This is a genomic window from Pedobacter sp. N23S346, from assembly GCF_048515415.1.
Lineage (GTDB): Bacteria > Bacteroidota > Bacteroidia > Sphingobacteriales > Sphingobacteriaceae > Pedobacter.
The window spans coordinates 548,987-575,005 of sequence record NZ_JBLYEE010000001.1 but is presented as its reverse complement, the minus strand read 5'-3'; the positions used below and the strand labels follow the sequence as shown (position 1 = coordinate 575,005).

Annotated in this window: 16 protein-coding genes; 5 read left to right on the top strand and 11 right to left on the bottom strand. The window is 39.3% G+C overall.

Annotated elements, in window-relative coordinates; genetic code table 11:
- Positions 1 to 98 precede the first annotated feature (98 nt).
- Positions 99 to 848 (bottom strand): UDP-2,3-diacylglucosamine diphosphatase, encoded by a 750-nt coding sequence (locus ACN1CD_RS02375; RefSeq protein WP_419128645.1) that lies wholly within the window; start codon positions 846 to 848, stop codon positions 99 to 101.
- 280 nt (positions 849 to 1,128) lie between these two features.
- Here ACN1CD_RS02375 and ACN1CD_RS02370 point away from each other — a divergent pair, with 280 nt between their 5' ends.
- The 3 genes from ACN1CD_RS02370 (at position 1,129) to ACN1CD_RS02360 (ending at position 5,108) form a co-directional block, all read left to right on the top strand.
- Positions 1,129 to 3,255 (top strand): prolyl oligopeptidase family serine peptidase, encoded by a 2,127-nt coding sequence (locus ACN1CD_RS02370; RefSeq protein ID WP_419128644.1) that lies wholly within the window; start codon positions 1,129 to 1,131, stop codon positions 3,253 to 3,255.
- Positions 3,256 to 3,659: 404 nt separating this feature from the next.
- Positions 3,660 to 4,670 carry an NAD(P)/FAD-dependent oxidoreductase gene (locus ACN1CD_RS02365; protein WP_320465824.1) on the top strand — a complete coding sequence of 337 codons (1,011 nt, stop codon included), beginning with the start codon at positions 3,660 to 3,662 and terminating at the stop codon, positions 4,668 to 4,670.
- A gap of 111 nt (positions 4,671 to 4,781) precedes the next feature.
- Positions 4,782 to 5,108 (top strand): 2Fe-2S iron-sulfur cluster-binding protein, encoded by a 327-nt coding sequence (locus ACN1CD_RS02360; RefSeq protein ID WP_419128643.1) that lies wholly within the window; start codon positions 4,782 to 4,784, stop codon positions 5,106 to 5,108.
- 428 nt (positions 5,109 to 5,536) lie between these two features.
- Here the strand turns inward: ACN1CD_RS02360 and ACN1CD_RS02355 are convergent, their stop codons facing one another.
- The 5 genes from ACN1CD_RS02355 to ACN1CD_RS02335 all read right to left on the bottom strand — a co-directional run bounded on the left by ACN1CD_RS02355 (position 5,537) and on the right by ACN1CD_RS02335 (position 14,085).
- Positions 5,537 to 8,143 carry a glycoside hydrolase family 2 protein gene (locus ACN1CD_RS02355; protein WP_419128642.1) on the bottom strand — a complete coding sequence of 869 codons (2,607 nt, stop codon included), beginning with the start codon at positions 8,141 to 8,143 and terminating at the stop codon, positions 5,537 to 5,539.
- Between the two features lie 83 nt (positions 8,144 to 8,226).
- A complete protein-coding gene (locus ACN1CD_RS02350; RefSeq protein WP_419128641.1) occupies positions 8,227 to 10,485 on the bottom strand; it encodes a GH92 family glycosyl hydrolase in 2,259 nt (752 codons plus the stop codon).
- Positions 10,486 to 10,599: 114 nt separating this feature from the next.
- Positions 10,600 to 11,928: an alpha-L-fucosidase gene (locus tag ACN1CD_RS02345; protein ID WP_419128640.1), complete on the bottom strand. Its 1,329-nt coding sequence runs from the start codon at positions 11,926 to 11,928 to the stop codon at positions 10,600 to 10,602.
- A 20-nt stretch (positions 11,929 to 11,948) separates the two neighbouring features.
- A complete protein-coding gene (locus tag ACN1CD_RS02340) occupies positions 11,949 to 13,640 on the bottom strand; it encodes a S41 family peptidase (RefSeq protein ID WP_419128639.1) in 1,692 nt (563 codons plus the stop codon).
- A gap of 229 nt (positions 13,641 to 13,869) precedes the next feature.
- The gene (locus ACN1CD_RS02335) at positions 13,870 to 14,085 is read right to left on the bottom strand and encodes a hypothetical protein (protein WP_316802259.1); all 216 of its coding nucleotides are present in this window, start codon (positions 14,083 to 14,085) and stop codon (positions 13,870 to 13,872) included.
- A gap of 169 nt (positions 14,086 to 14,254) precedes the next feature.
- On the opposite strand from ACN1CD_RS02335, the gene ACN1CD_RS02330 reads away from it, so the two are divergent.
- Positions 14,255 to 14,857, top strand: coding sequence for a porin family protein (locus ACN1CD_RS02330; protein ID WP_419128638.1), 603 nt, complete (start codon positions 14,255 to 14,257; stop codon positions 14,855 to 14,857).
- Between the two features lie 92 nt (positions 14,858 to 14,949).
- Here the strand turns inward: ACN1CD_RS02330 and ACN1CD_RS02325 are convergent, their stop codons facing one another.
- The 3 genes from ACN1CD_RS02325 to ACN1CD_RS02315 are packed head-to-tail and all read right to left on the bottom strand — an operon-like array spanning position 14,950 to position 20,412.
- Positions 14,950 to 15,744, bottom strand: coding sequence for a DUF4397 domain-containing protein (locus ACN1CD_RS02325; RefSeq protein ID WP_419128637.1), 795 nt, complete (start codon positions 15,742 to 15,744; stop codon positions 14,950 to 14,952).
- 22 nt (positions 15,745 to 15,766) lie between these two features.
- Positions 15,767 to 17,320, bottom strand: a complete 1,554-nt coding sequence (locus ACN1CD_RS02320; protein WP_419128636.1) for a SusD/RagB family nutrient-binding outer membrane lipoprotein — start codon at positions 17,318 to 17,320, stop codon at positions 15,767 to 15,769.
- An 11-nt stretch (positions 17,321 to 17,331) separates the two neighbouring features.
- Entirely contained in the window at positions 17,332 to 20,412 is a 3,081-nt protein-coding gene (locus tag ACN1CD_RS02315) for a SusC/RagA family TonB-linked outer membrane protein (RefSeq protein WP_419128635.1), read from the bottom strand.
- 244 nt (positions 20,413 to 20,656) lie between these two features.
- Between ACN1CD_RS02315 and ACN1CD_RS02310 the strand changes: the two genes are divergently transcribed.
- Positions 20,657 to 21,403 (top strand): DeoR/GlpR family DNA-binding transcription regulator, encoded by a 747-nt coding sequence (locus tag ACN1CD_RS02310; protein ID WP_419128634.1) that lies wholly within the window; start codon positions 20,657 to 20,659, stop codon positions 21,401 to 21,403.
- A gap of 128 nt (positions 21,404 to 21,531) precedes the next feature.
- Here the strand turns inward: ACN1CD_RS02310 and ACN1CD_RS02305 are convergent, their stop codons facing one another.
- The gene (locus ACN1CD_RS02305) at positions 21,532 to 22,827 is read right to left on the bottom strand and encodes a RagB/SusD family protein (RefSeq protein WP_419128633.1); all 1,296 of its coding nucleotides are present in this window, start codon (positions 22,825 to 22,827) and stop codon (positions 21,532 to 21,534) included.
- A gap of 18 nt (positions 22,828 to 22,845) precedes the next feature.
- Entirely contained in the window at positions 22,846 to 25,995 is a 3,150-nt protein-coding gene (locus tag ACN1CD_RS02300; protein WP_419128632.1) for a SusC/RagA family TonB-linked outer membrane protein, read from the bottom strand.
- Positions 25,996 to 26,019: the final 24 nt, after the last annotated feature.

Below are 26,019 nucleotides of genomic sequence, written 5' to 3'. Positions count from 1 at the left end.
AGCAAAAATTCTGGAAATGCAAAAATAAGGAAAAAAGCTGAATTAGTTTAAAACTGAGAACCCTACAGTTTATTTAAAGCTTTGACGATTAAAGCTATTTACGATTTCGGGATAAAATATTCCAGTTTCAGGTCTACCCCATCAAAAACGCCATAAGAATTAGATTCAAGCCACTCGCCAATATTAACATAACGACTCCCGTTGCCAAGATTTAAATCTAAAGGCAAATGCCTGTGACCAAAAATAAAATAGTCGAAATGCGCTTTCTGTAACTGCTCTCTGGCATAAATGGCTAACCATTCCTTGTCTTCGCCTAAAAAAACTTCCTTCTCTGTTTGCGCAGCTCTACTTCCCCTACTCCAGCCATTGGCAATGCCAATTCCGAAATTTGGATGCAGACGGGCAAAAAGCCATTGACACAATTTGCTTCTGAATATTTTTCTTAAGAATTTATATTTCGCATCTCCCGGGCCTAATCCATCGCCATGATGCAGATAAAACTTTTTACCGTTTCGCTCGATAATCATTTCATCGCTAATGATTTGCATCCCGATTTCCTTTGTAAAATAATCCCGAACCCACATATCATGATTTCCCTTAAAGAAATAGATTTTGATGCCAGCATCTGCCATTGCAGCCAGTTTACCTTGCAAACGAATAAATCCTTTCGGAATTACCTTTGCATATTCAAACCAAAAATCAAAAATATCACCCATTAAAAACAGTTCACCGCAATTGGGCTCAATAAAATCCAGCCAACTCACAATTAGCGCTTCACGCTTACGGCTTTCAGCATAATTTGGCGTACCTAAATGAAAATCAGAAGCAAAATAAATGTTTTTATCCATGTGTTATCCAAAGGTAAGGGAAAAGAGTTGAAAGTTATAGGGCGAAAGCTGGATGGAGCAAGGATAAAAGAGCAAAGATTAAAGATTGAACGTTATGAGTTGAAAGGAAAAAGCTCAGAGTAAAGCGGAAAGGTTATTCTGGAAGCTGGCACCCAGACGATAAACGATCAACATCATCCAAAAATCTGTGTAATCCTTCAATCCGTGTAATCAACCCGAAGGTAATCTGTGCAATCATCCCGCAGGTAAAACATATATTAGTAAATAAATTGCTTCAACTATGAATAAGAAACTTTTATTAGGCTTATTTGCACTAAGTCTTTTTGCTTGTAACCAAGGCAAAAAATCAGCAGAAAAAATTACATTAATGAAATATCCTGAAACAAAGAAAGACAGCACAACCGATAATTATTTTGGCAAAACGATTGCTGATCCGTATCGCTGGCTGGAAAATGATACCTCAGCGGAGACTAAAGCATGGGTAATTGCTGAAAATAAAGTCACCCAAAACTATTTAAGTCAGATTCCTTACCGCGAAGATATTAAAAATCGACTTACTGAAATCTGGAATTACCCTAAAGAAAGTGCTCCTTTTAAAGTTGGCGAATATTATTTCTTCACTAAAAACGATGGCTTACAAAATCAGGGCGTTTGGTTCATTAAAAAGGGCTTGGAAGGAAAAGAAGAAACTTTTCTAGACCCAAATAAACTCACCGCTGATGGAACCGCAGCAATTTCATTACTCGGATTTTCTCACGATAAAAAGCATGTGGCTTATTCTGTAGCACAGGCGGGTTCAGATTGGAGCAATATTTACGTGATGGATATTGCCACTAAAACCAAGCTACCTGATGAATTAAAATGGACCAAATTTTCTGGTGCCGCCTGGAAAAACGATGGTTTCTATTATAGCAAATTCGATGAACCTGCAAAAGGAATGGATTTATCTGCAACCAACAAATTTCAAAAGATTTATTACCATAAGCTGGGTGATCAGCAAAAAGATGATCAGCTTATTTTTGAAGACAAAACCAATCCAAACCTCTATTTTGGGGCAAGCGTTACGGAAGATGATCGTTTTCTAATTATCTATGCAAGTGCCGGAACATCGGGCAATGCACTTTATTATCAGGACTTGACTGAGGGGAATAGCAAAATCTCCATCTTGGTAAAGGGTTATGAACACAACCATAACGTTGTAAATAATAATGGAGACAAGCTTTTAATTAATACTGATCTGGGCGCTGAAAATAAGCAAGTGGTTTTGGTCGATCCCAAAAACCCTGATCCCAAAAACTGGCAAAAAATTATTCCTGAATCTAAACTTCCGCTAGAAGGCGTTAGCAGTGGAGGAGGCTTTTTATGGGCTTCTTACCTAAAGGATGCCAGTACCAATATTGTTCAATTCGAATTAACAGGAAAGCAAATTGGTGAGGTTAAACTTCCCGCAATAGGTACGGCCAGTGGTTTTGGTGGATACAAAGAGGACCAGGAATTCTTCTATACCTTCACTAACTTCACCACGCCTGGGGCCATTTATCGCTACAATATCAAACAGGCTAAGTCTGAACTTTATAAAAAATCTGGGCTAAAGTTTAACACGGAGAATTACGAAACCAAGCAGGTTTTTTATCCTTCGAAGGACGGCACAGAGGTTCCGATGTTTATTGTACATAAAAAAGGACTTAAGCTGGATGGAAACAATCCGGTTTACCTGTATGCTTATGGTGGTTTTCAGATCAGTTTAACACCAGCTTTCAGCTTATCCAGAATGCTATTTTTAGAAAAGGGTGGTATTTACGTTCAGCCAAGTTTACGAGGCGGAAGTGAATATGGTGAAGCCTGGCACAAAGGTGGGATTTTGGCTAAAAAGCAAAATGTTTTTGATGATTTTATTGCTGCTGCAGAATACCTGGTAAAAGAAAAATATACCAATCCATCTAAAATCGCAATTTCAGGAGGTTCTAATGGCGGATTGTTGGTTGGTGCCTGCATGACACAAAGACCAGAACTTTTTAAAGTTGCTTTGCCTGCAGTTGGTGTTTTAGATATGCTCCGCTACCATAAATTTACAGTGGGCTGGGGCTGGGCAGTTGAATATGGCACCAGCGATAAAAAAGAAGATTTCGATTACCTGATCAAATACTCTCCGCTTCATAATATTAAAGCGGGTGTAAATTATCCGGCTACTTTGATTATTACTGCCGATCATGATGACCGTGTTGTACCTGCGCACTCTTTTAAGTTTGCAGCGACCTTGCAGGAGAAATATAAAGGTGAAAACCCAATGTTAATTCGAATTGAGACGAAGGCCGGCCATGGAGCAGGTAAACCAACCACTAAATTGATTGAAGAAGCCGCAGACATCTGGAGTTTTGTTTTCCAGAATTTGGGAATGAACTGGTAATTTTTTACGGTCATTGTTGATAATTCTTAAATTAGATGACTTCATTTCATAATATAAGTGTTTGATTCGACTTACGAAGTTTAGTTGGCCTGTGTGTATTGGAGGAACTTCGTCAGTCTAATTGGAGTTTTGAAATCACTTTATTAAACTGTCGAAGTCTTGCTGCGCTCCTGGCCGTTGAGACTTCGCAAGTTGATCGTACCAAACAGTAAATTCATTTCCTACTAAACCCATAGACCAATTATAATTTGCTTTAAATTACCTAAAACCCTTATCTTTTGTTTTAAGTAAGCTTAAGGCATATAAAATACTGAATACAATAGCTTTACAAAATTATCTAGAATATTTCTAAATAGAGATATTCATAAAAGTTTATTTTGTAACTTTGCATAAATTTTTTCTGAATGATCACTACTGATATAGCCATAATAGGCGCTGGTCCGGTTGGTTTATTTGCCATTTTTGAAGCCGGTTTGTTAAAAATGCGTTGCCACTTAATTGATTACTTACCGCAAGTTGGTGGTCAACTTTCTGAAATTTACCCTAAAAAACCAATTTACGATATTCCGGGTTATCCATCCGTTTTAGCACAGGAATTGGTTGATAATTTAATGGAGCAGGCTAAGCCTTTCCACCCCACTTTTACATTGGGCGAGCGGATTGAAGGTTTAGAAAAACGTGGCGAAGCTGATTTCGTTTTAACCACGAATATGGGCACCATTATCGAAGCTAAAGTAGTGGTGATTGCTGGCGGTTTAGGGTGTTTCGAACCCCGTAAACCTGCTGTAGAAAACCTTTCGAACTTCGAAAATGGTAAGGGTGTGAACTATATGATCCTTGATCCGGAGAAATACCGCGATCAGAAAATGGTGATTGCCGGCGGTGGCGATTCTGCCTTAGACTGGACGATTTACCTGGCTGAAGTTTGTTCTGAATTAACTTTAGTCCACAGAAGCGAGAGTTTCCGTGGTGCACCAGATTCAGTGGCTAAAGTAATGTCGTTAGCTGAAAGTGGAAAAATTAACTTAATCCTGAATAGCAATTTACAAGCCGTTCAAGGGTCTGATAAATTGGAACAAGTTGAAATTGTACAGAACCGTACCATGGAAAAAACAGTTGTTGAAGCTGATCACCTGATTCCGTTGTTTGGTTTGAGTCCGAAGTTGGGTCCGATTGAAGGATGGAATTTAAACATTAGCAAAAGCGCAATTGAGGTAAATGTTGATGATTATTCTACCAACATTCCCGGCATTTATGCCATTGGCGATATTAACACTTACACAAATAAATTAAAGTTGATTTTAAGTGGTTTCCATGAGGCTGCATTGATGAGTCACAGTGCTTATTCTTACATGAATCCGGGCGTGAAATACACCATGAAATACACCACTGTAAATGGCGTTTCGGAGTTTTAGATTTGTTGATATCACTCAATAGGAAGCTATTCTAAATATTTTAAAGTTTTTTAATTTGTGTTTATGAATGCTCTCTGGTTTTAATTAAGTTTGCGTTGATAAGCGAGCAAAATGGAAAACAACATTACAATATATATGCAAGAGCCGGATGGCTCAGTTACTGAACATGAAGCGCCAACAGATATGGGCTTAAGTTTGATGGAATTTTTAAAGGCTTCGGAATACGATATTCTGGCAACTTGCGGCGGAATGGCTTTGTGTGCTACTTGCTGCGTAGATGTTTTGGAAGGCGAAGAAAAGCTTAATGAAATGACCGACGATGAATATGCAATGCTGGATACTTTACCAGATTTGCTGCCAAATTCTCGTTTAGCATGTCAGTTGCAGTTAAACAATAACATGGATGGTTTGAAAGTGCAGCTTCACGGAGTAAGCTAGAAAACCTTATTAAAACAAAAAAGGGCAATAAGTAAAAGTATTGCCCTTTTTTGTTTTATTTTTTAATTAACACGGATTAGAAATCCGTAATTCGATCAGCCGGGATTGAAAATCCCGACTAACAAACCTTCATTATTGAACCTGAACTTTCATTCGATCAACATTCCATCCGTATACTTCCACGGCTAAATTCCTTAAGTTGGTCGGGATTTTCTATCCCGATCTATATACCTGCAGATTTCTAATCTGCTATTCAATCGAATAGTGCTAAAAAGCCGTCAGTAATTATAATAGGAAAAGGTTGTGTGGGATTTATAAATTTATCTAACACGGATTGAAAATCCGTAATTAGGTCAGTCGGGATTATAAATCCCAACTAACCATCTCGAATCTTCTAACTGCCGATTTCAAATCCGCACTCCTATCTCTTATTGAACCTGAACTTTTACTCGCTCCACATTCCATCCGTATACTTCCACGGCTAAATTCTCCGGTGCTCCGGTATATTCAACCATGATGGTTTTATTTTCTCCCGGAAGGACGGTCACATAATTATCATCATAAAAAGCCGGAAGGATTCGCTTACCAGTTTGATTATCAATTAAAGCAATGCGGTTAAAAAATGCCACCGGGTTTCCATTTTTATTGCTTAAGGAAACTTCCACTTTGTTGTTCGATTTCTTCACAGCAGTGATATTTAATGGTGCCGATTTTAATTTTTGTAATCCGCTGTATTCTCCATTTTTATCTGCCATCCAATAGATGTTTTCACTTAGGATCTGCTGTTTTTCATCTAAAATTCTTAGCGAAACAAACACACCTTCCTTCTTATCTAGTTTCTTTAAGAAATCATTCATCGGGAAAAACCTGCGAACAGACGAGCCACCGATACTATTAAAAACCTGAGAATAGAGATAATCCTTCCCATCCATATCGTATGCCTTTGCCTGCACCATCAGGTTGTTGCGACCTGCAAAGCCATTATTTACCACAGTTACCATGCTGTCTATAGGATTCATCATCACATGCAACGGTTCACTTCCTTTTCTCAAGCCATATAAACAGGCATTAGGATCAAGGTAATAATCGTACATCTGGCCACGAAGTGCCGTCCAGGGGTTTTGCGTTTTCCAGATAATAGACCCGGTATACCAATCCCACATCTTGTTAGAGAAGCCCTCCATTAACGCACGGTACTGATCATAGTTTACCAACTGCGCTTTCATTGCAAAATCCTTTGCATTCTTCGCTTTTCCATATGGATCGATGTATTGCTCGTAAGCAATGTATTTGTGATAATCCCAAACAGAATCTGGCTTTTCCTTAAACTGAGGCGCTATCATGTTTTTAGCAGGAATGAACCTTTCTAAAGATTCATAATCACCTACACCAACAGATCCAACTTCAGAGTTGTACCCAAATGTTTTGGTACTCCAGAAACTTTTAGGGTCCTGGATTCCATAAGGCCCATCGCCGTTACCACCAAGTTCGTTGAAAGACATTTCATCACTGTTAGAAAAATCAAAAAATTGGCGTGTACCATCCAAACGAGGTAAGATGTCTTTTTTAATCGGGTTTAAAATATCTTCTGGCGGCGTAATTTCATTTCCACCACACCAGAAAGCAAGTGATGCATGGTTTCTGATTAGTTTTACCTGATCTTCGATCGCATCTAAAACCAATGGATGGTTATCTGGATAATTTCTTCTCGTCCATTGGTCTTCTTTTTTCAAAGGATCAACCCATCGGCCGTTACAATCGCCACTGAACCAGAAATCCTGAAAAACCAGTAAACCATATTTATCACATGCATTGTAAAACTCTGGTCGCTCCAGAATTGCACCGCCCCAAATCCTAATCAAATTCAGATTCATGTCTTTATGGTACCTGATTTCGGCATCATAACGGGCATCACTAAACCGCAACATGGCATCAGAGATGATCCAGTTTCCACCTTTAATAAAGATTTTCTGCCCATTTACATAAGCACCCATGCTTTTTGTATGCTCGTTCCAGATGTTATCAATTTGTCTGACCCCAACCTTTAAATTTTCCTGATCAAAAACCTCATTGGCAGCGCGAAACTGAATTTTAAGATCATATAAATTTTGTTCACCATAACCACTTGGCCACCAAAGTTTAGGCTGCTCCAGAACCAGATCAGCAAAATTTACTTCGGTGTTTTTACCCGCAGGTAATGATATTGATTTACTTACTGTTTTACCAGCCACCTGATACTGCAGCACGCCTGTAACTACTTTATTGGTTGGATTCTCTACTTCTACAGATACCTTTATTGTTGCTGGTTTTTGCACGCCAGTTGGCATCCTTTTTCCTGGAACCAAGGTTACCACATGTGGGTTTTTAAGATTAATGGCTTTGGTTTTTTCGATGGTTACCTTATCCCAAATCCCTGTATTTCTATCCCGGGTAGGTTGAATCCAATCCCAACCAGCGGTATATTGTGTGGTTAACCCTTTGGCAATGGTTCCATCTCCACCCTGGCCACCATTCGGGTTACCAGGAAAATCTGGCGGATAAACAATTACTGCGAGTCTGTTTTTACCTGTTGGCGATAAGAATTTTGTAATGTTATATTCCGCACGGATGTGCATCCCCTCGTGCGTTTTAGGGTTTAGTTTTTTCCCGTTCAGGTAAAACTCCGCTTTATAATTGATCCCCCGAAATTGTAGCCATACCTGCTCATTGCCGATGGCTTTTTCTGTAAAATCTTTAACGAACCAGTAGGTGTAATGATCATTCCCGGTGTTGTACACATCCGGAATTTTTTCATTGTTCATGCCATAAAATGGATCTGGTACTTTTTTATTGTTTAGTAAAGTTGTTAAAACTGTTCCCGGAACTGTAGCAGGCATCCAGTTATTCAGCGCCAAGCCAGCGTTTGATAGCTGTGCGCCGTCTGCTTTTACTTCTTTTATGTTGTTGCACATCCAGCCAGAATTTAGTTCGTAACGTTGTTGTGCAAATGAAGTTAGGCTTGCAAAAATAAAAAAGGATAGAAGTATTCTTCTCATATCATTTATAATATTAAATATTCTGATGTCATCGGATGAATATCGGCATATTGCAAATATTCATCCGATGACGATAACTTAGTTTACTTTCCTGAAACTGGTCGGTCACTTGCGGCTATACCCCATCCTTTTGATGGCGTGTTACCCATGTAAATTCTGATATTTCCACCATCTACAATGGTTTTGTGCAGAATAAATGATTTGGTGTAAGGCTGTCCGTTCAATAAAATCCGCTGAATGTATTTGCTTTCTGCGCTATTATCAATCACGTTGATATTGAAAGTTTTGTTATTCGGCAGATTAATCGTTGCGTTCTTAATCAATGGCGTTCCAAATACGTAAGCACCATTTGCCGGATTTACCGGATAAAATCCCAATGAAGAAAAAATATACCAGGCACTCATTTGGCCAACATCTTCATTTCCACATAAGCCATCAGGTTTCGCTGAATAGAAATCCTGATCAATTTTACGGATCAAATCTGCTGTTTTCCAAGGCTGACCAGCATAGGCATACAGGTATGGAATATGATGTCCGGGTTCGTTTCCTTGTGCGTAATTCCCAATTAAGCCAGAAATATCAGGAGAACTGTTCTCGCCTAAAGCCGCAGGAACGATAAATAAAGAATCCAGTTTATTTACAAATGGTTTATCGCCACCAAATAAATTGATCAATCCTTCTACGTCCTGAGGCACCAACCAGGTATATTGCCACGCATTACCTTCCGTATAGTCGTCTTCACGGTGTTTAGCGGCTACCGGACTAAATGGCGATCTCCATTTTCCATCAGCTAACTTGCCTCTCATAAATTGAACATCGCTGTCAAAGTATTCTCTGTAAAGGCCTGCTCTTTTACTGAAGTAATTATAATCTTCCGTTTTGCCTAAAGCTTTTGCAAACATGGCGATGCAATAATCATCAATCGCATACTCCAATGCTTTTGCAACGGATTCATTTACTTTGTCTGCTGGAATATACTTTAGCTTTTGAATGTAATCAATACCATCTGTTTTCTGCATGGCAGATTGTTTCACGGCTTCAAATGCAAGATCTGCATCAAAACCACGATAACCTTTTAAATAAGCATCCACCACAACTGGTACCGCATGATAACCCACCATGGTATTGGTTTCATTGCCCATTAAATGCCAAACCGGTAATTTCCCTTGTTCTTTGTAAATGGCCAACATGGTATTCACCACATCACTCACTTTATCTTGGTGAAGAATGGTATATAAGGGATTTGCGGCACGGTAAGTATCCCAAAGCGAGAAGGTAGTTAGGTTATTGAAACTAACATTTTTGTGTACCTTTTTATCTGTTCCTAAATAATCTTTATTTACATCATTAAACAAAGATGGCGCAGTCATGGTATGAAAAAGGGCGGTGTAAAAAATCTTTTTAGTAGTTACTGAGGCATCAATGGCTACTTTCGTTAATTCTTTTTCCCATTTACTATCTGCTGCTTTTACAGTTGATTTGAAATCCCAGCCCGGCAATTCAGTCTGCAAGTTTAACATGGCATTATCAATGCTTACTGGTGAAATGGCAACCTTGATTTGTAATTTGTTTCCAGTAATTGCTGCGAAATCAACCACCGCTTTCAATTTTTTAGCCACTAAATCCTGACCTTTTTTCAACTGATCATCTTCGTAGATTGCAAAGTTTTTAATCGGCTGAGATAACTTTATTACGAAATATAAACGCTGATCAATCGCCCAGCCTTTTGAGTTCCGGTTTCCAATAATTGTTGTGGCATCTACCTGTTTAAATGAAGTATTTGTAGCCTCGTCCCATCCTATGCCTTCAACCAAATCTATTATGATATGGGGTTTATCTGCATTTTTCGGGAATGTATATTGATGAAAACCCACACGTTCGGTACTGGTTAATTCTGCCTTGATTTTATATTTATCAAGCAACACACTGTAATAACCAGCTTTGGCTACTTCATTTTTGTGCGAGAATTTAGAAAGATATCCATTGTCTTCATCGCCTTTTTTACCTTTCTGTAAAATTGTTTCTCCCGTTGCAGGCATGATGGAAATGTCGCCTAAATCGCCAATTCCGGTACCGCTTAAGTGGGTATGAGAAAAACCAGTGATCGTATTGCTCACATAATTGTATCCACTGCACCAGTCCCAACCTTCAAAAATGTTGTTTGGCCCTAATTGTATAGCACCAAATGGAACATTGGCGCCAACGAAGACATGCCCGTGTTTTGCAGAGCCTATAATCGGATCGACAAACTGGGTTAAACTGTTTTTTTTCTGAGAAAAAACGTTATTGGTAAACAGAGCGGATGTTAATAATAGAATGGATGAGATTTTCCTGAATTGCATGTGCTTATAATTTCCTACAATAAATTTTAAAAATCTAAAAGTAAAACGTTTTACGTAAATTTCAAGTATAAGTAACAAAGAATTAACAGCAAACCAATAAAAAGTGATTTGCAGCTAGTTTTTAATTTCCAAAACAATCACCTGATCTGGTTCTGCAGTATTTAAAGCTGTTTTTATTTCCAGATTAGATTTTTTGAAAGTATAATTCACTTTACTATTATCCCGGAGTAAATAGGCTTTCCTGATTTTCTTTGCAGGAAGGTTATCTAGCCGAAGTGTTGTTGTTTTTCCATCTAAAATATGGATATAAATTTTTTGATCATTTTGTGTGATGCTGCCCCAGGCCTGTGGTTTTATATATCCGCCCCGGGTATTGTAAATGCTTTCCCCATAAATTTTAAGCCAATCACCTAAGCCAGCCAAACGCTCCTGAAATTCGGGCTGAATTTTACCATTGGGCATCGGACCGATGTTTAACAGTAGATTTGAACCTAAACCCGCAGCCTTGACCAGCATGTGTACAAGGTCTTTTTTCGATTTATAAAGCGTATCACTTAAATTATATCCCCATGAATTTGAAATGGTTTCGCAGGTTTCTAAAAGTAATTTTTCCGAAGCCTGCTGAAAACTTAATCCCGACTTATTTTCACCTGGGAGATCACGTTCAAACATCTGAAAATCTTCACCTGCAAAGGGCATTAAATGATGGTTATTACCAATCATGCACTGAGGCTGAAGCTGATGGATCAAGCCATAAATTTCATCGTATTTCCAATCAATCCGCGATGCCCTGTCGCTTGCTCCTTCAGGTGCGGTCTGGTCCCAGTGACCATCAAACCAAATGCCTCCGATTTCTCCGTAATTGGTTAACAACTCGGTTAACTGGTTTTTCATAAAAGCAAGATAGCTGGCGTAATCGCCTTTACCCTTCCTCCCTGAATACTGACCAGTGCGGCCGGTTTCGTGTGGGTAATCTTCTCTTCGCCAATCTAATAATGAATAATACAGGTATAACTTTATTCCCTGCCTGTGGCACTCATCCGCCATCATTTTGACTATATCTTTTTTATACGGCGTATTCATAATATTGAAATCCGAGTATTTAGTATCCCACATACTAAAACCATCATGGTGCCGCGTAATCAGTGTAATATATTTCATGCCCGCCGATTTTGCCATGGTTACCCATTGCTCAGCATTAAAATCAACCGGGTTAAAAAAATCTTGAAGATTGGTATAATTATGAACGGTAAGCTTCCTATCATTCATTACCCATTCGCCACTGCCAGGTATACTAAAAGGCCCCCAATGAATAAACAAACCAAAGTGGGCATTACTAAACCAAACTCTCTGTTTTAAATTATCTGCCGTAGGTGTATAATTCTGGGCCTTCAAAGAACAGCATAGTACCAAACAAAGTGCAGTTATTATTAATTTTTTCATTTGGAGATATGGGTTAGGTTTTAATCTACAGATGCTGTTTCCTTCATTGGTTTTCCAATCACTTTATAATTTCCATCACCCTTTAAAATGGCTAACATTTGTGGCTGATTCCCAAATAAGGCCTTCGCCGCAATCAGCTCTTTATCATATTGAAAACTTTGCTCTATCCTTCCCTTTTCATGATAATAGCGACTTACAATTTGGGTTTCCAGTATTCTTTTAATTTCTGATTTATGTGTAGCTACATATGTTTTTTTAGAGATGGTAAGCTTGTATTTTAAATTTTCCAGATCGGCTTTTACTTCTGCAGACTTATTTTCTTTCTCCGCTTCGATACGTAAATCTGAAAGCAATCTTTCTGTTTTGCTTTGGTAAGTGAGGTCTTTATCTGCCAGGCCATTTATGAAAGCGGCATAGTCTGCATCAGAAATCTGAAAAGCCTTCGCAGATTCCAGCTTTGGATTACTTTTTCTATATTGATTGGCATAGTTGAAAAACAGATTCTTATTGATCATCGAGATGGTAACGGGACTTAATCTATCTGCATCTACAGCCACATCCGGATAAACACCGTTTCCGCTGTAAACATTTCTACCCGCTTTGGTTTGGAACATCGCCATAGTGGAATCTGCAAACTGTTCGGCAATTCCATCAGCATTGCGGTGCGCATAATCTAACTTCTGAATGCATCTGCCTGATGGTGTATAATATTTCGCAACCGTTACTTTTACCATGCTGTTATAGGGCAAATTGAACGTTTGTTGCACCAATCCTTTGCCATAACTGCGTTGGCCAACCACTATCGCCCGATCCAGATCCTGTAAAGAACCGGCAACGATTTCTGAAGCCGAAGCTGAATTTACATTCACCAGCACCACTAACGGCACATTAATAGAAACCGGAGGCAATTGTGTTTTGTATGCAATTGTTTTCTCTATATTTTTCCCTTTCTGGGTTACAATAAGCTGGTCTTTATTTACAAAAAGATTCACAATTTTAACGGCTTCCTGCAAAATTCCACCACCATTATTCCGAAGATCTAAAATAATTCCTTTTGGATTTTCTTTGTTGATATTGAGTAAAGCATCTTTAACCTCCTGGCCGGAGTTTTCCAGAAATTTATCTAATTTGATGTAGCCAATACCATCTCCAACCATGCCAGAATACGATACGTTTGGTTGTTTTATTTCTTCGCGAATAATCTTTTTCGTGAGTTCTTTCCCTTCCCTCATCATAACCAGATCTACAGGTGTTCCTTTCGGTCCGCGGAGTAACTGACTAATTTGAGACCGTTCTTTCCCCTTCACTTCGATGCCATTTATTTTAACGACCTGATCTCCGGCCTTAACTTCATCCTTGTAGGCAGGATAGCCTTCACTTACTTCATTAATAAAAAGTTTGCCATCAATTATGATCGTACTGGCGCCTATTCCGCCATATTGGGTACTGATGTATTTAAGCTTATAGTCTTCAATTTCAGATTCCGGAACGTATTCAGTATAAGGATCTAAACTTTCTAACATGGCATCAATACCGGTCTTCATCAATTGTGGCGCATTGGTATCATCCACATAATTGATATTGATTTCCTTGTAAAGGGAGGCGAAAATATCGAGGTTTTTCGAAACCAGAAATAAATCTTCCTTAAAAGAAAAAGATAATATAGCGATGCTAAATCCTGCGGCTAAAAGAGCATATTTCAAATTTTTCATCGGTACAGCTATATTTAATGGTGTTCATAAAATAAGATCATCGGCAAAATGACCTCATCATGCTGCACACTACATTTTTGATATAGCATGTAACATTTTATACGGATAGAATTTCTTAATCGTACAGGTGTAAATGTACAAAAAGAGATAAATATTAAAAATACTTATTAAGGTATAGCGCAAATAAAGCGTTACAAATAAAAGAAGAGTGTTTTAAGGCCTGGGAAAACTAAAGTCTGTTGCCTTTGGTATCTGCAAGTGCTTTCTGGATGGTAAATTCGATATAAGTACGGTCACGTTTTACCAATCGCATTAAATCAAGAATCAATTCATCTTCTTTACCTGGGGTAAAATCCAATGGCTCATTGGCTAAGTCGCGATATTTTCTTAAGAACTTTGTTTTTACTTTAAATGCGGTTTCAGCGGTGAGTTGAAAGTTAGCCATAGCAGATTTTATTTGTTGCAAAAGTAAAAAATATTTGTTCACAATGGTATCTTTTTATCTGTTGAAGAGAAAAAATAGAGATATCAGGAATGCTTTGCACGATAAATCTGTTAAAACGCCGTTATCTATCCTAATTAGATTAAACACACAAAATTTAAATCTTAAGAAAATGAAAAAATTTATCCTTCCTGTTGTTCTCCTAACCCTTGGTTGGGCAACAACACAAGCGCAAACCTTTAACCTGGGAGTTAAAGCTGGTGTAAACTTAGCCAAACTTAATGCTGATTTTGCAAGTGAAGAAAACCGTTTAGGTTACCAGGTGGGTGCCTGGGCACGCATTGGTGGTGCGAGCTTTTATGTTCAACCCGAAGCTTATATTGGCAGTAAAGGCAATAAATTCATCAGTTTTACCAATAACAACAATAATGAAGTTGCTGCAGAGGGTAAAGTGAGGTTTACCACTTTGGATGTTCCGGTTTTATTAGGAACTAAATTTGGTGCAAAAAACTTAAATTTCAGGGTGATGGCCGGACCAGTTATTTCCTTTATCCTGGATGAAAATTCGAGTTTTAGTTCTGCTTATCAACAAGCTACTGATTTCGACAATTATAAAAATCAAGCTTTGGGCTTACAAGCTGGTGCAGGTGTTGATGTGGGGGCAATCTCTGTTGATTTACGCTATGAAGCCGGTTTATCAAATATTAGTAAAAGTGAAAAATATAGTCAGAAACCTAACTTATTTCAGTTGAGTTTAGGATTTAAGATATTGTAAGTATAGAAAGCGCCAGCATACATACTCTGGCGCTTTCTATACTTACAAATTGACCTTTTTACAAAGTCTCTGCACAACGATTTGCACAGGCTTTAGTAAAATGTAGTATAGATCGTACCTGAAAATGGATAGGTGGTATTCCCAACTATTCCACGCATATACAGCGTATAAGCTCTTCCTTTTGTAAAAGTTAAGCTTACGCCTGCTGCAATCAGTGTATTTGTTGTTCCGGTAGCATTGATAAACGTTTTTACCACTGGCGTTACGCCTGGTCCAATATTTGGTATTTCTACCCAATCTGATGCTGTACCATAAGCAACATTCGTAATCATTTTCGTTCCTGTTGCCAAATCTCTGGTTATATCCAGGTTAGGACTGCCATTATACAGGTTTACAACCCTTAGAAACACCTTAGTAGTATCTAATGCGGGTCTTACATCTTCCAACATTACCGAAGATGGAATCTTCTTTGTGGTAGTTGAATACTGGCCGGTAGTAAAAACAGTATAATATTTACCAGCCTGTGGGTTTATGATAGTGCTAAAAATCTCCAGATTGGCATCGGCCGCAGCTGTAGGAATAATTTTTGCAGTTAGGGTATGTGTTCCCGGACTTGTAGTTGCATAACCTAAATCGGGGAATAAACCATTGTAGGCATAACCTGCATTTTCAGTTCCCAATGTAGATAAAGCTGAGGAAAATTTATTTCCATCCATATAAAATGTTAACGCCGGACTGGCAGGCGTAAGATTAAGGATCTTGAGGTAAGCATACTTGGTATCTCCGGGGCTTATTTTTTCGTAAGCAGTACTTTCTACTAAATCACCTTTTTTACATGCCGCCAGTAATCCAATACAAACTGCAATAAAATATAATATCTTTTTCATCTTGTTTTCTGTTAATAGTGATTTATGGTTGAGAAAACCACATTTTATAAGTATGGTAATCACTTCTATCTGCGCCAATTTTTTTCAAGGATACGGTATTCCATAAATACTCAGAATTGTATCTTGGGCGGTATCGTTGTGCTGGTTTTCCACCGTTATCAACAAAGAAACTTGTTGGGTAACGGTAAACGTTTAAGTAGGGCTTGTTTCCGGCTACATCACCATCAATGTAATTAAACTTGCGCAAATCACACCAGGTTTCTACGAATCCATATCCGTAAAGCGCCAGGTACTTTTGCAACATAATATCTCTTATAGTTAAGCTTGCGGCATTCTGTCTAACAGAAGCGCTTGTTAGATAAGCCACCTTTTCTGCTGGCGTTATGGCGGTACCCAATGCACTTACAAAATCAATACTAGATGATATACCATTTAGATAAGCAGTGTATGCCAATGGAAGATCTCCCTTCCTAAATGCAGCCTCTGCCTTAATAAACTGCATTTCTGTATAAGTCATTATCGGGAAGCCTACATTATCTCTAAATAAATATTTCCCTTGGTTCGGCCCAGGGTTCGCTCCTCCCAATGCTCCCCAAGGATTTGGAGTTTGATTTTTAGCGAGAGCCGTACCTCCATCGGCTGTATAAGGTGGTACTCCTCTAAATACTAAATCTGGCGATGCGGTGATCATATTATTACGACGAGGATCAATAACCGATGCAGTAGGATTTGAAAGAAAAGTTCCATCAAGCAAGCCAACAATGATTCCCGTTTGGCGGTAAGCAGCCAGGTTAGCTCGCAGAGGACCAAAGAAATTACCATTAAGCGCCGTGGTTCCTGTATTGGGCACAATAAAATTCTCAGCATTACTAGCCAATGATTTATCTACATACTCGATCACTTTTGCCGGATCGTAAGTTGCTTTGTTTACCAGATTATTGGCGTTTCTTGCCAGGATACCATAGTTAAACTTAATCCATTTCGCATTATCACCAGCATAGATTAAGTCTGCAGGACCAAATTTCACTACAGTTCCATTTCCATCAGTTCTAGAAAAGTTTCTGATTGATTCGTTTGCCAGTCTTACTACTTCAGCATAAACATCTTGTTGAGGATCATAGTCGTAAACATAACGATTAACATCAAAAGCTTGTTTTAGTATAATATCACCATGATAATCCGTTGTGGTTTGCCAGCTCCAGGCTTTCAGTGCCTGAGCCATGCCAACATAATTCCACTCCTGCTTGCCTTCAGAATCTTTAATAATCAGATTCAAGTTTGCTCCTAATCCAAAGTAATTTGTTCTCCAAATCTCACCCATATTATCACTTCCTGCAATCCAGCCATGTTGTTCTCCAACGTTTACTGCACCTCCAAAATATTGGATAAGCCCGCCCAGATACCTGGAATCGAACTGAATGCCTCTTTCCATTTGTGCAAACAACGGAGGGGTTAAAGTTTTGCTGGAAACCTCTTGCGGAGTAGCTGGATCAATATTTACATCCAGATATTTTTTGCAGCCCGAGGCAACTATTAGTGTAGCAAATACCGAAAATAGTATATATATCTTTTTCATTTCTTTAATCTTTAAAAACCAATTCTTACCCCTAAATTATATCCTCTAGGCAAGCCTACTGAACCAAAATCAATCCCAGTTCCGCCAAGACCACCAGATGCAGCGCTTAATCCGTTTACAGATGGATCTACTCCCTTATAATTGGTTAGGAGCAATAAATCCGTTCCGGTTACGAAAATGTTTGCACTCTTAAATACCTTGCTTCTCTCAAATAAGTCTTTTGGCAAATTATAGCTGAGCGTAACATCCTTCAGCCTAAGCCAGTTCACATCTTTTTCAAGAAAATCTGCAGTGTTGTAAAATGTAGAATAATAGCTCGTAGTAATGTATGGAATGACAACAACATTATTTTTGGTTGGATTTGCAGAATTTTCTAAACCATCTCTCATCACACCTTCGATAATACGAGGAACTTCTCGATCTGTACTCAGCTTTGATAAGCCTCTTGAATACAAGTATAATTCTGTCGCGTTGTAGATATCGCCGCCCTTTCTAATATCCAGCAGAAAGGAAAGATTAAAGTTTTTATATGTAAAACTATTGGTTATACCAATCATGATATCAGGTGCTCTATCGCCCATTTGGGAGAAGTTTGTATCCTTAATTGGCATACCGTTAGCAGGATTTATAAGCAGTTGTCCATTATTGTTTCTTAGATAATCAATTCCGGCAAAAGCAGATATAGACGTACCAACACCATATTGGGCCCGTACGTTATCAAACAACCAGCTATCAGACACATAAAACACATCTTGATTAGCTGGAAGCGAAATAATCTTTCCTCTGGCTCTTGATGCATTTGCAGAAATATCCCAATTAAATTTATCGGTTCTGATTGGCGTACCTTTTACCAATAACTCAAAACCACGAACACGGATTTTACCGCTATTGATATATTGTAGAACAGCTCCAGATGCATAACTTAAACGTGGAGCAGTGATTTGCTTGTCAGATAAATTGTGATAATATGAAAAATCGAATGACAGGCGATTATTAAAAAACCCAAGTTCAACACCAATTTCCTTTGCAGTGGTGAACTCGGCTTGCAGTTCCGGATTTCCCATGTTAACATCCAGCGCATACCCACCACCAGTAGTTTGTTGTGCAACTAATTTGTTATTGGTAATATAAGCAACCCGGGCATCCTTACCAGATTGCCCCCAAGATCCCCTTAGCTTACCGTAAGATAGCCATCCAAGGTTTTTCACCGCAGCCAGGTTAGAGAATACAAAACTTAGCGAAGCTGCCGGGTAGAAGAACGTATTGTTTTTTTGTGGCAACGTTGATGATAAATCCTGGCGGCCCGAAAGTGTTAGGTAAAGATAATTATCGTAACCCAATTCTGCATTTGCGAAGAAACCCGATTTACGCTTCAACTCATCAGTATAAGCAACTCGCTGCGTAGTAGGATCGATGTTGTTCATGCTAAAAAAGTTTGGCTGATAAAAACGCGTACCAAACTGCGCATTAACCTGATAGGAATCATCTTTAATTTCAGCACCTACACGGATGACAGGCTTAAATTTCCCGAAGTCTTTTTTCACCGTTGCAACAAAGTTTCCTGTGATTAACTTTTCATTTGCATTGTATGTGTTTAAACCACCTCCGGAATTGGTTGTCTGCGCCTTATTGGCTTCATAAGACTGAACATCATATGCAGAAAGACCAGTCTGTGAAAAAATATCAGCACCAGCATTACCCTGCATACTTAACCAGTTGGTCGGTGTGTAAACAAATCCGATATTACCTAAAACACGGTTCATTTTATCGAAATTTGGATTCCGCTCAACTCCCCAATAGGGATTATCCAATTCGCCACTCAGACTTCCAGTTACAGTTCTTCTTTCACCAAGTGGCGTTAAATAATTCCTTATATCATCAGTTAACGGCCAGGAAAGTGCACTTAACATGGGGCTACTTACGCCTTTATAAGTTTTATCCGTTCTGGATGAAATCAAGTTCAAGGAGGCATTCATATTAATCTTATCGCTGATTTTCGAAGTACCTGTAATCTTGCCATTAATCGTATTATATGCCGTTCCAGGAATAATTCCTTTTTGATCTGTATAACTTACGGTAGTTCTTACCGAGAGTTTTTCGCTTCCACCTTCTATTGTTGCATTGTGTTTTTGAGTAAAGCCTGTTTTATAGAAATTACCGATGTTATCATACATGGTTTTATTGGCTGGATATTTGGCGCCGAAAAAAGTACGTGTACGCTGCTCATCATCGAATATTCCACCCGCTCCACCCCCATAAGTTGTTTGTACTTCCGGATAACGATAAGTGTTTTCCAGCCTGAATGAATTGCTGTAAGAAACTCTTGCCGTACCTGCTTTTGCTCTTCTTGTTGTAATTACAACTGCTCCGGAAGCCCCGTCTGTACCGTATAAAGCTGATGCCTCCGGACCTTTTAGAATCGTAAGCGATTCAATTTCTTCAGGATTAATATCCATAGCCCTGTTACCATAATCATTCTGCCTGTTAAAAGTACCCTGCCCGACCAAATTATACTCACTAAAAGTACGATTCGAGATAGGTAAACCATCCACAACAAAAAGCGGTTGATTATCTCCGTCTAGAGAGATACCGCCGCGAATAACCATCGTTGCCGATGCACCAGGCGTACCTGTTGTTGGCGTAATTGTTGCTCCTGCAACCCGCCCCTGCAATGCATTCAAAAAATTATCACGCTGTGTATCTGCAACATCAGACCCTTTTAATGTTTGAGCAGAGTAGCCTAGTGCATCTTTGGAACGCTTAATACCAAATGCAGTTACTACTACATCATTTAAGTTACCAGCATCTGATACAAGAGTGATGTTAATATTGGTATTTGTACTAACAGCTCGCTCTTGTGTAGCATAACCCACATACGTAAATTGCAGCACATCGCTTTTCAATGCTTTTACCGTGTAATTTCCGTCGCCATTGGTTTGTGCAACGGTGGTGGTTCCCTTTACCCGAATGGAAACCCCGGGGATTGGTCCATCGGCGGATGAGACCTTACCCGTGATAGTTATTTGTTGCGCTATGGCATGCGCCAGCAACAAAAAAGTACCAATAATAGTTAGTAGTAGTCTTTTTTTCATAAACTGCCCGGTTTAAGATGAAATGAAATTTGTTTAGTTGATTATTTGTTGTTTGCCTATACCTCCAAAACACGCACAATCACGCATTATTTTCCAATATTTAGCTAATATCATAAATGTTTTTCATTTAAAAAACAAATAACAAAGATTCTACCATAACAATCCCGATATATAATTGCAATAAAACGCAAAAACACGCAAAACAAATAAATCCTATATTTACGATCAATAAACTAAACCCAGTATGCTCAAAAAAGAACGCCACGATTTTATTATGCGCCAGATCAATTTGCACAACCGTGTGCTCACCTCTGATCTTGTTCAACTCCTCAATGTATCTGAAGATACCATCAGAAGAGACCTGCAAGAACTTGTAGATGATGGTTTACTTTTTAAGGTTCATGGAGGTGCATTATCTAAATCCTATCATAGTTCTTTCGATGATAGCACCGTTTACGCCCGGGATAGTAAAATCATTATTGCCAAAAAAGCGGTAAAATTGATTAAAGATGGCATGGTGGTATTGACGGGTGGTGGCACCACGATTTTGGAATTTGTTAAGCAACTGCCTCAAAATATTGAAGCCACATTTTTTACCATTAGTCCTTTGGTTGCCGTTGAACTGGCAAAATACAATAATATTGAAGTGATTCTGATTGGCGGGCTATTCTCTAAAAACTCTCAGGTTACTTACGGCGGGCAGGTAATTACTCAACTTTCGGAGCTTAAAGCAGATTTATGCCTCATGGGAACGAGTGCGATCCATCCTGAGGAAGGCCTAACGGATACTTACTGGGAGATTAATCAGCTTAAAAAAGCCATGTTAGCGGCGGCTAAAAAAACTGCGGTATTGTGTATTTCGGAGAAACTGGATATTGCCCTAAGGTTAAGGGTTTGCCACATTGAAAGCATCAGCTACCTGATTACAGAATTGGATGAAGACCATGAATCGTTAACAGGTTATCAATCTAAAGAGGTTAATATTTTATAACGAAAGAGGGAGTTGAATATTTAGTTTGCCACGGAAACATGGAACGCACAGAAAAAGGCTAGCTATAAGTCATCGGATGAATATAGCTAAAGTAAAGTGCTAGGTATTCATCCGATGACAGATGAGTTTTAAAATGCAGGATCTGCAGGTGTATTGGTATTATTATCCCGCTCCTGGAATGGATAAGGGAAAAAGTTTCGCTTCCGGTCGGCAGTTGGCTGATTGAACCTCCGCATATCTTCAATTTTTAAACCTGAAGCATATAATTCAATCGAGCGGTGTTTGTAAATCAAATCCAGTAATTGTTGTTGTGTATATGGTCCGGTTAGTGCTGGCAAAGCGGCTGCTACGCCAAACGGATCGCTGGTTTTGGTTACCACTTTATTTAACTCTACCAATGCATTGGTTAAATCTGGCTGCCTCGCCAATACTTCAGCTTTAATCAGCGTAATTTCTCCTGGTAAATAAATTGGAAAAGGTGTTGAAGTTGCCGTAGCAAAACCGCCCATCCGGATAGTTGCTGTTGGGGTACCGGCGAAGAAAGTATAAAATGGAATTCTTCTATCTGCGGCATCCGGCACATTCGCCCCGGTTAAGCCTAAATTTGTATTTAACGGCTGAAAAACATTATTGGAAGAGATAATGGTAAACAAAACATTCGGCGATGTGGCGTCAAAATTGAAAGATGATGCTCTTGTTAAATCCACGGCATTTGCCTCTGTAAGCGCCAAAGCGTAGTTCCCTGAAAACAATGCATACCTCGCTTTTAAGGCATGTAAAGTATTTACAATATTAATATTGGGCACATTCGAATTAAAACCCGTAGAAATTGGATTAGCCGCAATCGTTGTTAATGCGTTATCCAAAACCGAAATTGCTTTAGCAAAGCCAGCGGTGCGCGTAATAAAGGCAACATTTTGTCCGGTTCCATCGGGTATTCTTTCCCAGTATTGCGATAAATTTCCGATTGCGAGCGCCTTAAAAATGCTTGAGTAGGCAATCAGACCTGATGCATAACCCTTATCGCCAAGGTTATTGGCATTTGTAATTACCAAATCTGCATCGTAAATAATCTTGTTGGCACTTGTCCAAAGGTTAAATAAAATGGTATTGGTTCCATCTACTGCGGTTCCACCGGTGCTTAACTGCAGCTCAGGAATATTTCCGGAGTTTAGCAAAGAAAATTCATTCGTTACAAAGCCATTTGCAGCAACAGAATTAAACATCACGCTTGTTCTACTTAGGGTATAAACCCTTTGCAAACCAATTGCAACCGCTGTTAAACCTTGCTGAGAAGTTAAAGCAACATCTGTTTTTGCCCTGGAAGGATCCTGATATTCTTTTGTACAGGATGATAAACATACTGCCCATGAGAATGCAATACAGGTTAAATATTTTGAGGTGGTATATCTTAAATTTTTCATAAATTTTTCCTTTATCGATTAAAATTTAACTTGTAAACCTAAACTAAAGGTTCTTGGAATGGGAACTGATCCAAAATCGATGTTCCTTAAAATGGTAGATTGGCCGCCTGAATTTACCTCCGGATCATATCCTTTGTAATTATCCCACGACACTAAATTTCTTCCACTCAGCGTGATGGTTAAATCCCTCAGGTATTTCAGCTTACCAACATTATAACTTAAAGAAATCTCTCTCAGTTTCACGAAAGATCCATCATCAATCCGCCATTCTTCTGTAGCATAAACACCAGCAACATAACCTCGTGGTAATTGCCCGGTTTGTTCTGCTTCGGCAACTTTTCCATTGCCCACACCCTGGCGGGTTCTCCAATCTGCATTCCATACATCGCCACCTTGCACTGCATCTAACTGCACATGCAGGTTGAATTTTTTATAACTGAAATCATTTACAAAAGAAGCAGTATAATCTGGATTTGGATTGCCCAAAACCTTACGCAAAGTGGTTCCTGTAGGCAAACCATTGGCGCCACGTTGTGGTGTAAAGGTAGTTGCAGAAGTTTGGATGCCTCGCTCCAGCTGCGGAATCCCTGCTGCATTGGTTAACAAACTGCCGTCAGGATTGCGGGCGAAAAAAGTTCCATAAAAAACACCAATTGCTTCACCATCAATAATGGCTACCGGCGCACCCGGGTTGGTTGCGAACAACCTTAAACCACCTACATTCAGCGCCTGGTTTCTATTTCTGTTGAAAACTACTGTGGTGTTCCATCTGAAATCTTTAGCCTTTAAAGGTGTTGCGTTTAACACGAGCTCAATCCCTTTGTTTCTTAAAGAACCAATGTTATCTAAGAAACTTGAGAACCCGGTTGATGGCGCCGTAACACTGGCAATCAATAAATCACTAACTTTTTTATTATACCAGTTAAACTGCAAGCCTAACCTGTTTTTAAAAAAGGATAAATCGGTACCCAACTCCAACTCCCGCTGACGTTCTGGCTTCACATTTTCATTGGCCAGAGTGGCACTGGAAAACAAGGATGCCCTGCCTAAGAAAGATTGGGTACTATAAGCATTTATCCGATCGTAGGCACCAATCCCGGTTAAATTACCCGATTCGCCATAAGCTGCACGGATTTTAAAAGTATCCCACCAGGAGGAAACACCAAGATTTTTCCAGTAATCAGCAGATGACAATACATAACTTCCGTTCCCTTTGAAATAGGTCTGCGTTCTGTTATCAGATCCAAAAACAGTTGACTGATCTACTCTAACGGCTCCTGTTAAGAACAAATGATCCTTGTATTTAAACGTTTGCTGCAAATACCCTCCGCTTACCGAAAGCTGTGTTCTGCCATCAACACTTGGCAATTGAGTTGCCGCAGCATTTACGGTTTCAATCAGCGGTGCTAATCCACGACCATTTACCAATTGATATCTTGTTTGTTCGTACTGAAAAGAATAGCCCAATTGGGTAGTAGAAGCAATTTTATCCGAAATTTTCGATTGATAAGTTGCATTTATTTCATTATTAAACTGGAAAGCATTGTTGCTTGCTGTACTGGCATAACCATTTAAGGTTCCATCCAAAGTTGCGCCGCCGCCAAAAAAATCTGGATTTACGTTGTAAGCATAGGGTGGAATATAAGTTGAACCATTTGCACCAGAATTATCTACACCTAACAGAAAATTTAATGTCAGGTTTTTTACCGGGTAAAGTTTCAGGTTAGCACTTGAAATGATTCTGTTCGTTTCCTGGCGCTGTTTAATATCTTCAATTACGGAAACCGGATTAACCCTTCCCCGTTCGCCTACAGGCAATAAGTTGCCATTAGCATCGCGTGCAAAAATATCATGGAAGTTCCCGATAATCGTTACCGAGTTCATGGGAGAAAAGAACGAATTTCCATCTGGTTTTTCATTCGCAGCACTCCTGATGTAGTTCATCCCCACACTTAAAGATGCCCAATCCGTTATTTTCTGATCGATGTTCGCACGAAGATTGTACCTGGTAAAATCAGTATTTTTGATAATTCCCTGATTGGTAAAATAGCTGGCTGAAGTGTAAAACTTTGTATTGTCTGTACCTCCGCTGATGGAAACCGTATTATCTGACCCGTATCCCGTTTGAAAAATGTAATCCTGATAATTGTATCGGGTAACGGGTGTGGTATTGGTTAACAAGGCCGCTGTAGTAGCCGGAGGCGTGACAACAGTCTGAATCACATCCTGTGTAAATGAATTTACGGAACCTCCGAATTTTACCGGCGATTGGTTTACCTCGATTTGTTTACGCAATTCGCTCACGGTTAAACTGGTGTTGAAAGTTACCTGCGCCTTGCCGCTTGCGCCTCTTTTAGTAAAAATCTGGATTACACCCGAGTTGGCGCGAGAGCCATAAATAGCCGCAGCAGCTGCACCATTCAAAACCTCGATCCGATCGATATCTGCCGGATTAATGTCGACCATTCTATTTTGCCCGATGCTTCCAACCACGTTCCCGCCATCAAAATTAGCAGAAGTATTGGTTACCCTTGTGGTAGAATTATTCACAATTACCCCATCAATAATATAAAGTGGCTCTGAAGAGGAGTTAACAGAACTAATCCCCCTCAATCTCACCGACATACCGCCAGCCGGATCACCAGAGTTTTGACTGATTTGTGCACCTGCCGTTTTTCCCTGCAAAGAAGATAAAACGTTCCCACTTGGTGCCTTATTCAGGTCATCGCCTTTTACCGTACTTACATAACTACCCAGTTCTTTTCGGGTTGTTCCGGCTGATGTTCCGGTTACAATGACCTCATCAAGGCCAACAGCATCTCCGCTGAGTACTCCATTTAATTGTACCGTTGTATTTTCATTTAAAGTAAGCGGTTGTGTCGATGATTTATATCCCACAAACGAAAAAGAAAGCTGGTAACTTCCCGGGGCTAAATCTACAGAAAAAGTATAGGCGCCATTTCCATTTGTACTGGTAGCGAGATTTGTATTCTGGATTTTAACAACCACGCCAGGAATGGGTGTATTGCCAGCTGCATCAGTTACTTTTCCACTAATGGTGTAGCGTTTATTTTGAGCCTGCGCACCTTCTGTAAACAGGAGCAGGAGAAATGGGATCATCGAAATCATAAATAATTTCGACAACCATTTTAAGTAAGTTTTTTCCATAAAATTTGGTTTAGGATTTAAACA